Origin of the sequence: Vibrio crassostreae 9ZC13 (assembly GCF_000272045.2) — a bacterium.
Lineage (GTDB): Bacteria > Pseudomonadota > Gammaproteobacteria > Enterobacterales > Vibrionaceae > Vibrio > Vibrio crassostreae_C.
This window is the reverse complement of the sequence record NZ_AJYZ02000019.1, coordinates 539,538-552,873: the sequence shown is the minus strand read 5'-3', so window position 1 is coordinate 552,873 and position 13,336 is coordinate 539,538. Positions and strand designations below refer to the sequence as shown.

The window sequence follows — 13,336 nt, the reverse complement described above, 5'->3', positions numbered from 1 at the left end:
ATACTATTATTGATAAGCACTCTCATTATCATTAAAAGTCACTCGCATTACTAGGGATATTTTACTGAATAGCAGAATCACGAAAGGAGAAAGCCGAAACTTTCCCCTTAGTATTTAGGCTAACAATAGTACCCTACTAACAAATTAGTATTTTACCTGTAAAGTCGCCATGTAGTTACGGCCTTCGCCGATTACTACGTCTTCAGCAAATTGGTGGTTTGAAGATGTTGAACCGCCACCCGCTAGGTATTCTTTATCAAATACGTTCTCGACTGTTAGACGCGCTACGAAATCAAGAGAATCGTCGTACTTAAGCGTGTATGCAGCACCCATATCTACACGTGCGTAGCCGTCTTTCTTGAATGTGTTCGCGCTATCGCCGTAACGAGAACCTTCGTAGATAAGACCCAGGTTCACATCAACTTCGTTTGTTGCTGCATAGGTAGACCAAACGCTTGCTGCAAACTCAGGTACGTCTACTGGACGGTTACCTTCATATGTTTCATGGTTCGTGATTTCAGCATCTAAGTACATTGCAGAACCAGACATTGAGAAGCGCTCTGAAATAAAGCCTTGTGCGGCTAGCTCAGCACCACGGTGAACTTGTTCGCCACCTTGTGTCTTCGTCCAATCGCCTGATGAAGTGTCTTCTACATCCATTGAAATGTTTTCTTGGGTAATATCGAATACCGCACCAGAAACGAATAGACGTTCGTCCATCAGTTCCCACTTAGTACCGACTTCGTAAGACACGCCCGTTGCTGCGTCAAGAAGTTCGCCATCGTTGGTGTAGTTGCGGCTTCCGCTAGACACAACACCTTGTGGTTCGAAACTTTCAGAGTAAGAAGCGTAGATACTACCGTTTGATGCTGGGTGGTAAATCAGGCCAAGCTTAGGCGCTACATTTTCTTCTGCTACGCCATCACTTACTTTACGGTCGAAACGAGCACCCGCAAGAACTTGCCATTCATCATTAATAGTAATCAAATCTTGGATGTAGAAGCCCCAAGTATCGTAAGTACTCATCTTACCTAGCGATGTTGGACCCACTGACGGCGCTGGTACTGTTGCATCTGGTGCGTATTCAGCGCTGCTGAAGCGATCCATACCACGGTAATAGCTGTAGCCTAACCAGTTAGCACCGAATAATAGTTGGTGCTCTGTGCCCGCAAGATCAGCGGTTGTTGTTAGATCAACGTAAGCCGTTCTGAAACGCCATTTATCATGACGGTAGTTACCGCCTTGAGTCACGGTGCCCGTACCATCAGGATTCATATTTGAAAAGCTTGGGTAGCTTTCCATATCAATACGTTCGAAATCTTGGTAGTTGAAACCTGTTTTTAATGACCATGTATCAGTCAGGTTAGCAGCAATATCAAAACCAACGTTCTCAACATCATTCTCGATCTGTGACCACTGTGCATCCCAGATGTGCTTGTCGCTACCTACTCGGTTGCCGTCTAGCGTGTATAAAGCGCCAGAATCTACGCTACCTTCGTCGTTAGTTTTGTCGTAATGAACAGAAACTGTCACGTCTTCAGTTACATCGTAATCAACGAATACACCACCAACAAAACGTTCTGTTTGTGGTTCAGTTCCGTCACCATAAGTTCTCCAAGAGCCGTAGCTTTCTTTAGATAGAATCGCGCGACCACGTAGAGTTTCAGCGTCGTTCAAAGCGCCACTTACGTCTACCGTTGTACGAGAATGGTCATTAGAACCAATATCTTGGCTAACACTTACTTGCGTATCGTAAGTTGGCTTTTTGCTTACCATGTTGATCAAACCACCTGGTGCAGAAATACCGTAAAGAAGACCAGAAGGTCCTTTTAGTACTTCAACACGCTCTAGCAGTTCGATTGGTTGACGGTAGTGAGACCAATGTTGCTGGCCATTTTTAAGGAAGCCCGAAGAGCTTTCTACCGAGAAACCACGTAGAGAGAAACGTTCACGGTTACGGCTTGTACCGCCAGCACTTACACTCGCGTCATTCTTAAGCACGTCACCAAGCGTTGTTGCACGCTGTTCATCGATGATTTGCTCATCGATTACTAAAACTTGTCCCGGAGTCTCTAATTGAGTCGCCTCCATGCGCATTGCTGTTGTGTTCGTGTCGGCTTTATAACCGTAGTCACGACCTTCAACAACCATATGCTCGTCTGTTTTTACTGTTTCTGCCAATACTGCTGGTGAAGCTAATACTGCGCCGATCACTAAAGCCAATGGGCTCTTTGAAAACATGTCCTTTACTCCGCTTTTATTCTTTTAGACGAACACTTTGTTATTTATTCGATGTGTTCGCTGAACCGTTGCCGGTACCACTGAATTATTTCGGGAGTAAATATAAGTGATAACTATTACCATTTGCATTAAATTTACATTCTTTGCATTCGTAAAGTTTTGTAAAGGCCTGTCGGTGAGTCATATTTGAGGAGTTCAACAAAACCATTCAATACAAGTAGTTAAGGCTCATGGACGTAAATCGACTGGTTATCTTCACCGAATTTTTTGAAACAACGGTATTTGTTCAGTCAATTGAAGACGTGAAGATTGATAAGAAAATCATCTCTTCTTATTTACTACCTTTGAAACGACAAATTTATGTATAAAACCCTCGATAGATGTAAACTAATAGTGAATTATTTTGTTTTTATTTGTTTAATTTACACAATTATCAGTGATTTTGATCACATCTATAATTCCAAACTCATTTTTTGTTTTTCGAATTGATTATCCGACTGCTAATCTCCTGCTCACTTTGAAAAGGTATCAAAGTTATAAATAATAAGGAGTGTTCTAAATGAATACCAAGAAACCTATGTCTCTGACTGGTCGAGTAATCCTCGGTATGGTCGTAGGTATATTAACGGGATTCGCCATTCAATCCCTTTTTGCAGACAACGGATTTGTTAACAACTACATCGTTAACGGACTCTTTGAAGTGGGCGGACAAATCTTTGTCGCCAGTTTAAAAATGCTTGTTGTGCCTCTAGTCTTCGTTTCACTAGTGTGCGGTACAAGTTCTCTTAAAGACTTATCAACTCTTGGCCGTATGGGTGGCAAAACGCTTGCACTTTATATCGGTACTACTGCCGTTGCCATCACTCTAGCATTAACTATCGGTAACCTGTTCCAACCTGGAGCTGGTGCGGATCTTACTGCTGCGAGCTCTTTCAAATCAGCGGATGCCCCTTCTCTGGGCCAAGTAATCATCGACATGTTCCCAACCAACCCTATTCAGGCGATGGCTGAGGGCAAAACGTTACAAGTTATCGTATTTGCAGTGTTGTTTGGTATCGCAATCAGTGCAGCGGGCAAACCCGGTGAACGTATCGCTGCAGTTTTCTCTGATCTAAACGAAGTGATCATGAAGCTAGTTGCGCTACTAATGAACCTTGCTCCTTACGGCGTATTCTTCTTGATGGCGAAACTGTTCTCTGGCCTTGGCTTAGGTGCAATTTGGAACCTAGCAGAATACTTCTTAGTGCTTGCTGGTACCCTGCTGTTGCATGGCTTGGTGACTTACAGTGCGATGCTTAAAGGATTCACAGGTCTTAGTCCGATTACGTTCCTACGTAAGATGGAAGATGCAATCATGTTTGCATTCTCAACAGCATCTTCGAACGCAACAATTCCAGTAACTATGGAAACGGCTAAGAACCGTATGGGCGTAGACAACAAAGTCGCTTCTTTCACAGTACCACTAGGTGCAACTGTGAACATGGACGGCACTGCAATCATGCAAGGTGTTGCGACGGCGTTTATCGCGCAAGCGTACAACATCGACCTTTCAATGGGTGATTACCTAATGGTTATCCTAACGGCGACACTGGCGTCTGTTGGTACTGCAGGTGTCCCTGGTGTTGGTCTTGTTATGCTAGCGATGGTATTGAACCAAGTTGGCCTGCCGCTTGAAGGTATTGCTCTAATCATGGGTGTTGACCGCCTTCTTGATATGATTCGTACCGCTGTAAACATCACAGGTGATAGTGCCGTATCTATCATCGTTGCTAAGTCTGAAGGCGCTCTAGACGAGTCTCGCTTCAACGACCCAGCAGCAGGTGAGAAAGAAGAAGAAGTTAAGCTAGCTCGCCAACAGGCATAGTCTCGCTTATCTTATGCTCTTGTCTTCAAGCTCAGGCGTAATTAATGGCTACGCCTAGCCCATACCAAAGCGCATAAAGAAAAACGCCACTGCAGATGCAGTGGCGTTTTTATTGGGTATCGCTTAAGTCAGTACTACTGAGTTGGGACAGTTATCAATTTAAGGTAATTATCAATAGGGAAAGCTAATCACCGATTGGGAACATCAAGTTCACTCTCAGCCCCCCACCTTCTCTATTCTCAGCAGTTACATGTCCATTCATCACACCCATCGCTTCTTTAACAATCGCAAGGCCCAGACCGTAGCCACCAGACCGTTTGTCTCTTGCTGATTCAATACGAGTAAACGGGTCGAATATACCTGCAATCTTGTTATCAGGAATACCGTCACCGTCATCTTCTACAGATATTACACTGTAACGTCTATCCATTACCTGTTCGTATGTCGTCACGACCACATGAGCGTTCTCACCCGCGTATTTAATGGCATTCCCGACCAAGTTACCAATGACTCGAAGCAGTAGCCTCTCATCAACGTTCACCATTGATATCGGCGTCTCTAGGGAACCAATCAAAGTTTGATTCGGTTTTAAATCGTTTTGCATCTGCGCGATCAACATTGAACAATAGTGCTCAAGGTGCATTAAACTTAACTTGGAGTCATAGCGAGAGGTTTCTAAGCGGCTAAATTCAAGTATCTCACCCACCAGCTTATTCATCTCTTCTGTTTCATTTTCCATTCGTTCTAGCAAACCAATGCTTTTATCATCAACCTTGCTGCGCAGCAGGTGTAGTGCGAGGTTTTGCCTTGCTAATGGTGTTCTTAACTCGTGTGAGACATCACGAATCAAACAACGTTGCTTTTCAGCCAGAGATTTAATCTCAAAGGTCATGTAATCAAAATCGTGTGCAAGCTCGTTGAATTCACGCGTGGTGGAGTTCAACTCCGACACCACACTGACCGTGAAGTCACCTTGAGCCAGTCTGCGGCTCGCTTCTCTCAATCTATCCAACGGTTGCTGAAGGCTTTTGGCCATGATAATCGAGAACAGAGACAATACGACCAATGCAATCAATGCTTTAAGCATATAGGAATATGGCGCAAAAGATTTTGCGGGATGAAACTGGTGCGGTAGTTGGATAACCAGTGTTTTACCGTTATCCAGTGGTAGGCCGAAGATCGGCTTACTCACACGATCACTAAGTTGGTGATCTAACGTTCTTAAGTATTTGAGCTTAAATTCAAAATGTGGGTGCATGTGACGATGTGTGATCGGACGATTGTCTTTGTCGATGACGAACAGATAATACTGCTGAGCATTACCCCAGTCCGCGAGTTCATCCATGTCCCCTTCTTCAATCAACACATTCGCTTGGTAAGCAAGGTCGAGCATCTCCGCTTTAACCGATTCTGGCACTTTAAGCAGCGCTTTCATCAAGGCTCTTTCTGCGACACCTTGCAGAATCAAAATACTCACCAAAATGACGGTCAGGTAACTGAACAGTTGGAAAGTGAGTCCGTCTTTACGCTTAGCAATAAAATCAGGGCAACGCAGCAGTTTTTTACTCATGCTCCGACCGACTCTAGGTAACTGTAACCTTTACCACGAACGGTTTTTATATGTTGTTTAGACAAACCTGCCTGAACGAGCTTTCTACGTATATTGCTGATATGCATATCTAAATTACGATCGAAGGGACACAATTCTTTCTTGAGTACATGGATTTGCAGATCAGATTTTGAGACGACAATACCGTCATTTTTGACCAAATAATCAAGCAAGTCTTTTTCAGTGCCAGTTAATGGCAAACGAGAGAGTTGTTCACACAAGCCGTGATTAGAGGAAGCTAAAGATTGTCTTTGGCGTTCAAAACCCACTCGGCGCAAGATCACCTTAATACGGGTTAAGAGTTCAGGAACATTGAAAGGTTTAGCGATGTACTGGTCGGCGCCTGCTTGGTAGCCATCGAGCATTGAGGCATCGTCGTTAAGCGCGGTTAGCATAAGAATGGGAGTAGCAAAACGCTGACAAATACGTCTTGCTACTTGAATGCCGCTTAGGTTCGGAAGCATTACATCGAGTAGAACCAAATCGACAGGGTGAGATTGAATAAACTCAAGCGCGGATTCACCGCAATGAACAGTATCAACGTGATACCCCTCATTTTCTAACACTTCACCCAGTAATTCACACAACTGAATATCATCATCAACAACTAAAACGCGAGACATTACACATACCGATAAATAAGAACTGTTTGCATTCTAATTATCGTTATTATTGATTTCAATTATAAAGTGCCCGATTTCCTCTATAGAAGAAAATCTTTTTCAATCGGTACAAATTTTGATGCAGAATCGATAAGATTTTGAGCAGTTAACCCGGGAACACCATACACTTCAACAGGCTTACCAAAGCGCTCTTTGATTCGCTCTACAAGGATTTCGAAATCACCGTCTCCTGATACCAAAACAATCGTATCAACCGTCTCAGCAAGTTCTATCGCGTCTAACGCAATACCCACATCCCAATCGCCTTTTGCACTGCCATCTCGACGCTGAATAAACGGCTTTAACTTCACATTAAAGCCCACACCACGAAGGATATGATGAAATTGACGCTGCTTTGGATCTTGGCTTGAGATTGCGTAAGCATTAGCTGCAATAACGTTACGCCCTTCCGTGGCAACATACCAAAACTGGTTATAGTCGAAGTTAGAACGGTATTTGTCGCGCGTCGTGTAGTAAACGTTCTGAACGTCGACCAAAATTGCTATGTTTTCCATAAATTCATACCTTTAGATTTTCCGTATACCCTATTCTATTCAATTGTAAAATGCGAGTCGCTTTACTCAATAAAAATGAACCTGCCAGCTATCGTTAACGTAAATCTAATATCTTTAGCGTAAAGCTAAGTGTCTTTACGTAATCCTAACTATGCTTATTGTAAGTGGATTTGTTTTGAGCGTTTCTTAGGTGGTTCTGATCTTCACCTTCTTCTTTACGTAGCGTTCAAATCGTACTCAGGCTTAGAGTTTTTAAAGGGAGGTTGGCAATGCTGCACCGACAAACACACAATTCGATCGTAAGCATCGACACAACCAAAGCGATGCAAACTTTAAATCAACCATCAAACTCTGGTAGCTGGTTTAGTTTGCTTAAACTACTGACCATCAGCACGGTAATAATCATGAGCTTAACCATCAATTCAGTACTCGCCTACCCCGCTTATTCTCACTCAAAGCCTTTGCCACACCGCAGTGTGATTTATTTCGCTCCAAAGGAAGATTCAATCGTTAAAGAGTTTCTGAATGAAGTGTTGCTCAATAACTGTCAATTGGACGAACGAGATGTCGTCATTATGGTTATTGCTGAGAGTGGTTACACAGTCCCAACTTGGTTAGAAGAAGAGTTTAACTTAGAAGCAGTCACCAGTATTTACGAGATCCCGAAAGGATCACATACCGCTGTTTTGATTGGTAAAGACGGGAAAGAGAAGCACCGATGGAGTGGCAAAACAGATTGGAAACAGATCACCAATATCATTGACGAAATGCCGATGCGCCAACAAGAAATGCAGCGACAAGGCAGCCGCTGCAGTATTTGATTCTTGATGGACTCAGTAGTGGCTTAGAGATCCAATTAGAAGGTCAAACGATCAAGCTTGTTTGTTAAACCAAGCAAGTTTTTCATGGAGCTGAGCCACGCTGCCTACAACAATCAGCGCTGGGCTCTTTGCGACGCTCGCAAGGTCAGCTAAATCACGTAACCCACCTCTAAACACCTTTTGTTCTTGGCGTGTACCGTTTTCGATGATCGCAACTGGCATGTCAGCTCGCATACCATTATCGAGTAGATTCTTCTGAATGTTCGGACTCTCTTTCAAGCCCATGTAAAACACGATGGTATGGTTGTGCTGAGCAAGAGATTGCCAGTCAATATCTTCGCCATCTTTCTTCAAGTGACCTGTAATAAACTGCACGCTTTGTGCATGATCACGGTGCGTCAACGGAATGCCCGCATAAGCCGTTGCTCCGGCAGCAGCTGTGATGCCCGGAATCACTTCAAATCTCACGTCATTCGCAGCTAGCGTTTCACACTCTTCACCACCACGACCAAAGATAAACGAGTCACCACCTTTTAGGCGTACTACGTGCTTGTTCTCTTGCGCTTTGGTCACTAATAGTTGGTTGATCTGATCTTGCGGTACACAGTGATGATCAAGCTTTTTGCCCACATACAGCATTTCTGCTTCTGGATTAGCCATCGCCAAAATATCTTTTGATACCAAGCGGTCATAAACCAACACGTCTGCTTGTTGAATCACTCGTGCGGCTTTTAGCGTAAGTAAGTCTGGGTCGCCCGGACCTGCACCTACCAATGAAACAAATCCTTTGTTTACTTCTTTAACATTCGATGGCGATACTTCTGACATGCTTTGCTCCGAAAGTTAGCTTGTTATATTTCAAGCTTAATTCTGTATGACGATTCATCGTTGTATGAATCACCAATATCCCTACTTCTTAGACTATCAGTTGTTGCCATAAAACTTTACGATTAATTCTAATCAAGATAGAAGTTTATATAACAAAACAATCTATTACGTTGGAAAACCCTGACATTTGCACCATCATCAAGCACACATTGCTCGCCTTAGGTGCACGGTTATCAAAGTAGAGAGTGTTAAGATCAAAAAAGCCCCAAATCAACAGCTTGGGGCTTAACACACATTATTAGTTGCTCATTAACCTAGAACTATCTAATTACTTAGCGCCTAGAGAAGGAGCTGTTTTAGCATGAGTTAGGTATAGAGGAACACACGTCATTAATAGACCACCAACGATGTTACCTAGGATTGTTGGAATAAGGTTGAAGTTCAACCATGTCGCGATACCAAAATCAGCGCCAAGAATCATACCTAGTGGGAATAGGAACATGTTTACCACTGTGTGCTCAAATACGAGTGCGAAGAAGATGAAGATTGGGAACCACATCATTGCTACACGGCCAGATACTGTGCGTGCAGTCATGTTGCCAATCACACCTAGACATACCATAAGGTTACAGAAGATACCGCGTACGAAACACGTGATCCATCCGTCCATACCCATGTTTTCAAAACCTAGGCTACGACCTGTAGAAACAGCAATGAACTTTTGAGCAACAGCGTTTGGTTCTAAAGAGAAGTTACCCGTTAGTGATACTGCAACAAGGAAAGCAACAATCAAAGAACCGATAAGGTTACCAAGACCAACAATACCCCAACAACGTAGGATACGACCCCAAGTAATACCTGGGCGGTTGTCGAATTTCGCTAAAGGTGCAAGGCCGAATACGCCAGTTACTAGGTCATAACCCATTACACTTAGAATGACGAAGCCAACTGGGAACACAAGTGCGCCAACAAGGCCAATACCGGTTTGAACCATTGCTGTAATAGCAACAACAACCGCTAGAGAAAGGATGATACCAGCCATAGTGCTTCGAATCAGAAGATCGCGAGTACTTGTTTTCGTTTTCGCTTCACCCACATCAATCATCGTTTGAACGAATTCAGCTGGTTTGTAATCAGGAGACATAAGGTTGTCCTTAAAAAGTTTAAATTAAAAGTTAAAATTGGATAGGAAAAGGCTCTAGTTGCCGAGTTAAGGCAATATCGAGAACTAGAACCCTTGAACTATCAAATCTTACTCATCCGAAGATTAAGCAGAGATTTCTACAGCGCCTTTGGCAACACGAGCTTTGTACGCTTCCACGTTGAAGTTCTCGTCTTCCATGCACACACCTGTTGCTAGGTTAAAGCGTTGCTTCTTAAGTGGGCTTGCTACCCAAAGCTCTTCTTTGTGCTCAACAATCAAACCACGTGATAGCACGTTAGATTGGAAGTATGGGTCTGTGTTGCTAATCGCGAATACTTCTTCAGCCTCAGTTGGGCGGAAGATAGCCACTTGCTCACCACTAACCAACGCACAAACACCTGTACCTGGGATAATGTCTTCGATCTTACAAACTTTGGTAAATGCCATGATGTCGTCTCCCAATTAAACAGATTCTACGTGAATGATGTCGCCCTGATGCTTTGAAGTAATGGCTTCAGGGTGTTTCTCAGTGAATGTCGCAGGACGGTGTTGTTCACGACCATCTTCAACAAACACAACGTTATCATCGCGGTCATCAGCATTGATGAAGTGTGCAAAGCGCTTAAGTTGAGCTTCGTCGTTGATTGTATCTGTCCATTCACAAGCGAAGTTATCAACTAGGCCAGCAATGTCAGTTTCAAGTTGGTCATTGATACCAAGCTTGTTGTCTACAATCACTTCACGTAGGTAATCAACACCATCTTCTAGGTTGTCCATCCATACCGAAGTACGTTGTAGTGGCGCAGCCGTGCGGATGTAGAACATCATGAAACGGTCGATGTACTTGATTAGCGTTTCTTGGTCTAGGTCGCTTGCCAGTAAGTCTGCGTGACGAGGTTTCATACCACCGTTACCACATACATACATGTTCCAACCTGCGTCAGTCGCAATAATACCTAAATCTTTACCTTGAGCTTCAGCACACTCACGAGTACAGCCAGACACACCAAACTTCATCTTATGAGGAGTACGGATGCCTTTGTAACGGTTCTCGATCATCACGCCAAGACCAACTGAATCTTGAACGCCGTAACGACACCAAGTAGAACCAACACATGTCTTAGCCATACGAAGTGCTTTTGCGTAAGCTTGACCCGTTTCGTAACCTGCAGCGATTAACTTCTTCCAGATTGCTGGTAAGTCATCTTTTTGAGCACCGAACAGGCCGATACGTTGTGCACCAGTGATCTTAGTGTAAAGGTTATATTCAGCCGCAACATCAGCCAGAACGCTTAGCGCTTGAGGCGTTACTTCACCACCCGCCATACGAGGGATAACAGAGTAAGTACCGTCTTTTTGCATGTTACCCAAGAAGTTATCGTTGGTATCGTGCAACTTCACTAGCTCAGGCTTAAGGATGTGTTCACCCCAGCAAGAAGCAAGGATAGAACCTGCTAGAGGCTTACATACTTCACAGCCGTAGCCTTTACCGTATTTCTCTAGTAGCTCATCGAACGTTTTGATTTCTTCGATGCGAATTAGGTGGAAAAGCTCTTGGCGAGAGTAAGCAAAGTGCTCACACACATCGTTCTTAACTTCTACCCCTGCTTTAGCAAGTTCAGCATTAAGTACTGAAGTCACTAGTGGAATACAACCACCACAACCAGTGCCAGCACCCGTTACTGCTTTGATATCACCGATGGTGTGATGACCTTCAGCAACCGCTTGAGCGATCTTGCCTTTCGTTACATCGAAACAAGAACAGATAACTGCAGATTCAGGAAGAGAGTCTGCGCCAAGTGTTGGCTTTTCAGCCCCAGCGTGTACAGGAAGAATCAACGCATCTGGGTGTTCTGGAAGGTCGATTTCGTTCAGCATAAGCTGTAGAAGATCGCCGTAATCAGACGTGTCACCTACCATTACTGCACCAAGCAGCTTCTTGTTGTCTTCAGAAACGATTAGACGCTTGTAAACTTCTTGTTCTTCGTTTTGGTAAACGTAGCTCTTACAGCCAGGAGTACGACCGTTCGCATCGCCGATAGAGCCTACTTTCACGCCCAAAAGCTTAAGCTTCGCAGACATGTCAGCACCTTCAAATGTGCTTTCGTTACCAACAACGTGGTCAACCGCTACCGTTGCCATTTTGTAACCAGGAGCCACTAGGCCGTAGAACGTTTGGTTCCAAGACGCACACTCACCGATTGCGTAGATGTCTTTGTCTGTAGTTTGACAGTGATCATTAATCTCGATACCGCCACGTGGTGCAATACCCAGCCCCATTTGACGAGCAAGTTTGTCTTGTGGGCGAATACCAGCAGAGAATACGATGAAATCAGTTTCTAGCTCTGTACCGTCTGCAAAGCGCATTACGTTACGAGCTTCAGTGCCTTCAGGAGCAATCTCAAGCGTGTTCTTACTTGTATGTACGTTAACGCCCATACGTTCGATTTTTTGACGAAGTTGGTTACCACCCGCTTGGTCAAGCTGCTCAGCCATTAGCTTTGGAGCAAACTCAACAACGTGCGTGGTTACACCAAGAGCTTTTAGCGCGCCTGCAGCTTCAAGACCAAGCAAACCACCACCAACAACCACACCAGATTTAGAATTCTTAGCGGTTGCTTCGATAGCTTTCAAGTCTTCGATTGTGCGGTAAACGAAACAGTCTTTACCTTCGTTACCTTTGATTGGCGGAACGAATGGGTATGAACCTGTAGCAAGGATTAGCTTGTCGTATTGAATTTCACGACCAGTACTTGAGTAAACTGTTTTCTTTTCACGGTTAACGTTAATAGCACGCTCACCGATCAGCATGTTGATGCCGTGTTTCTCGTAGAAGCCTTCTTTAACTAAAGAAAGTTCGTCCGCAGTATGGTGTGAAAAGTAAGAAGAAAGGTGTACACGATCATAGGCTACGCGAGGCTCTTCACAGAAGACTGTGATGTCCATGTTAGCAACGTCTGTCTTCTCGACTAAATCTTCGATATAGCGATGGCCGACCATCCCGTTACCGATTACGACTAGCTTCATCTTGCTCATAAGAATTCCTGAAGGTTATATATTTCTTAACTGAGCGAATAATGAATTATGAAAGAAAATGAAAATATGATGTAAATCAATTACGAAATCGAACTACCCTAAAGGGGTAGGACAAAAGAGGTAGATCTGCTGATTTATCATACGAAGCAAACGAATAACCGTAGGTTTAATAAGGTTTAGCGGGGTTTTATATACACTTTCGTGCAGTAAATAAGATGTTGTAAAGTTTCACAATAGGTTAGCAGTAACACAAGTAAATGACAATCATTTTCATTTGTGGTCATAATAAGTGTAATAACTCATGAAAGCGTTACAGGATCATGAGCAACTATGTATAAATATGAAGAATTTAATGACGCAAAAGACAGTCGCCCTTTTCCATTCCCCACTCATTCCACTCACAAACGGCGCAATTGGTTAACAGATGCTGTTGGTTGTTTAGCAAATGATAGGTTTACATAAGGAAAAGACCGGCACAAAAGTGATCTGATATAGCTTGTTCCTAGTGGTGCTACTGATTAGAGAGCATACGTGGAAGTTTGAACATAGCATGAGGGTTTAGAATTTCAGATAGCAAAAAGGCCAGCATTTCTGCTGGCCTTTCAACTTTGAATAG

The 13,336-nt window shown here is 43.6% G+C and carries 10 protein-coding genes; 2 read left to right on the top strand and 8 right to left on the bottom strand.

All coding sequences use genetic code 11. From position 1 onward, the window contains the following. Window positions 1-144: 144 nt before the first annotated feature. Window positions 145-2,241 (bottom strand): TonB-dependent siderophore receptor, encoded by a 2,097-nt coding sequence (locus A136_RS03800; RefSeq protein WP_017064548.1) that lies wholly within the window; start codon window positions 2,239-2,241, stop codon window positions 145-147. 559 nt (window positions 2,242-2,800) lie between these two features. On the opposite strand from A136_RS03800, the gene A136_RS03795 reads away from it, so the two are divergent. Next, window positions 2,801-4,105, top strand: coding sequence for a dicarboxylate/amino acid:cation symporter (locus tag A136_RS03795; RefSeq protein ID WP_017062553.1), 1,305 nt, complete (start codon window positions 2,801-2,803; stop codon window positions 4,103-4,105). Between the two features lie 184 nt (window positions 4,106-4,289). Here the strand turns inward: A136_RS03795 and A136_RS03790 are convergent, their stop codons facing one another. From A136_RS03790 to A136_RS03780, 3 genes are all read right to left on the bottom strand, one after another. Continuing rightward, entirely contained in the window at window positions 4,290-5,675 is a 1,386-nt protein-coding gene (locus A136_RS03790) for a sensor histidine kinase (protein ID WP_017064547.1), read from the bottom strand. Continuing rightward, a complete protein-coding gene (locus A136_RS03785) occupies window positions 5,672-6,337 on the bottom strand; it encodes a response regulator transcription factor (RefSeq protein WP_017062555.1) in 666 nt (221 codons plus the stop codon). The genes A136_RS03790 and A136_RS03785 overlap by 4 nt, the downstream gene beginning before the upstream one ends. 80 nt (window positions 6,338-6,417) lie before the next feature. Continuing rightward, on the bottom strand, window positions 6,418-6,891 hold the full coding sequence (locus A136_RS03780; RefSeq protein ID WP_010429860.1) for an NYN domain-containing protein: 474 nt from the start codon (window positions 6,889-6,891) through the stop codon (window positions 6,418-6,420). 323 nt (window positions 6,892-7,214) lie between these two features. Between A136_RS03780 and A136_RS03775 the strand changes: the two genes are divergently transcribed. Beyond that, complete coding sequence (locus A136_RS03775) at window positions 7,215-7,712, top strand: DUF4174 domain-containing protein (RefSeq protein ID WP_050546503.1); 498 nt, start codon at window positions 7,215-7,217, stop codon at window positions 7,710-7,712. A gap of 51 nt (window positions 7,713-7,763) precedes the next feature. Here the strand turns inward: A136_RS03775 and cobA are convergent, their stop codons facing one another. From cobA to nirB, 4 genes are all read right to left on the bottom strand, one after another. Then, window positions 7,764-8,540 carry a uroporphyrinogen-III C-methyltransferase gene (gene cobA, locus A136_RS03770; protein ID WP_017064546.1) on the bottom strand — a complete coding sequence of 259 codons (777 nt, stop codon included), beginning with the start codon at window positions 8,538-8,540 and terminating at the stop codon, window positions 7,764-7,766. Between the two features lie 328 nt (window positions 8,541-8,868). Continuing rightward, window positions 8,869-9,684 carry a formate/nitrite transporter family protein gene (locus A136_RS03765; RefSeq protein WP_017062558.1) on the bottom strand — a complete coding sequence of 272 codons (816 nt, stop codon included), beginning with the start codon at window positions 9,682-9,684 and terminating at the stop codon, window positions 8,869-8,871. Between the two features lie 123 nt (window positions 9,685-9,807). Then, the gene (nirD, locus tag A136_RS03760; protein WP_017064545.1) at window positions 9,808-10,131 is read right to left on the bottom strand and encodes a nitrite reductase small subunit NirD; all 324 of its coding nucleotides are present in this window, start codon (window positions 10,129-10,131) and stop codon (window positions 9,808-9,810) included. A gap of 15 nt (window positions 10,132-10,146) precedes the next feature. Further along, the gene (gene nirB / locus A136_RS03755; RefSeq protein ID WP_017064544.1) at window positions 10,147-12,720 is read right to left on the bottom strand and encodes a nitrite reductase large subunit NirB; all 2,574 of its coding nucleotides are present in this window, start codon (window positions 12,718-12,720) and stop codon (window positions 10,147-10,149) included. Window positions 12,721-13,336 lie beyond the last annotated feature (616 nt).

Excerpts from the sequence above, each read along its gene's own strand:
- A136_RS03800 (WP_017064548.1), bottom strand. The coding sequence starts at position 2,241 with ATGTTTTCAAAGAGCCCATTGGCTTTAGTGATCGGCGCAGTATTAGCT.
- A136_RS03795 (WP_017062553.1), top strand. The coding sequence starts at position 2,801 with ATGAATACCAAGAAACCTATGTCTCTGACTGGTCGAGTAATCCTCGGT.
- A136_RS03790 (WP_017064547.1), bottom strand. The coding sequence starts at position 5,675 with ATGAGTAAAAAACTGCTGCGTTGCCCTGATTTTATTGCTAAGCGTAAA.
- A136_RS03785 (WP_017062555.1), bottom strand. The coding sequence starts at position 6,337 with ATGTCTCGCGTTTTAGTTGTTGATGATGATATTCAGTTGTGTGAATTA.
- A136_RS03780 (WP_010429860.1), bottom strand. The coding sequence starts at position 6,891 with ATGGAAAACATAGCAATTTTGGTCGACGTTCAGAACGTTTACTACACG.
- A136_RS03775 (WP_050546503.1), top strand. The coding sequence starts at position 7,215 with ATGCAAACTTTAAATCAACCATCAAACTCTGGTAGCTGGTTTAGTTTG.
- cobA (WP_017064546.1), bottom strand. The coding sequence starts at position 8,540 with ATGTCAGAAGTATCGCCATCGAATGTTAAAGAAGTAAACAAAGGATTT.
- A136_RS03765 (WP_017062558.1), bottom strand. The coding sequence starts at position 9,684 with ATGTCTCCTGATTACAAACCAGCTGAATTCGTTCAAACGATGATTGAT.
- nirD (WP_017064545.1), bottom strand. The coding sequence starts at position 10,131 with ATGGCATTTACCAAAGTTTGTAAGATCGAAGACATTATCCCAGGTACA.
- nirB (WP_017064544.1), bottom strand. The coding sequence starts at position 12,720 with ATGAGCAAGATGAAGCTAGTCGTAATCGGTAACGGGATGGTCGGCCAT.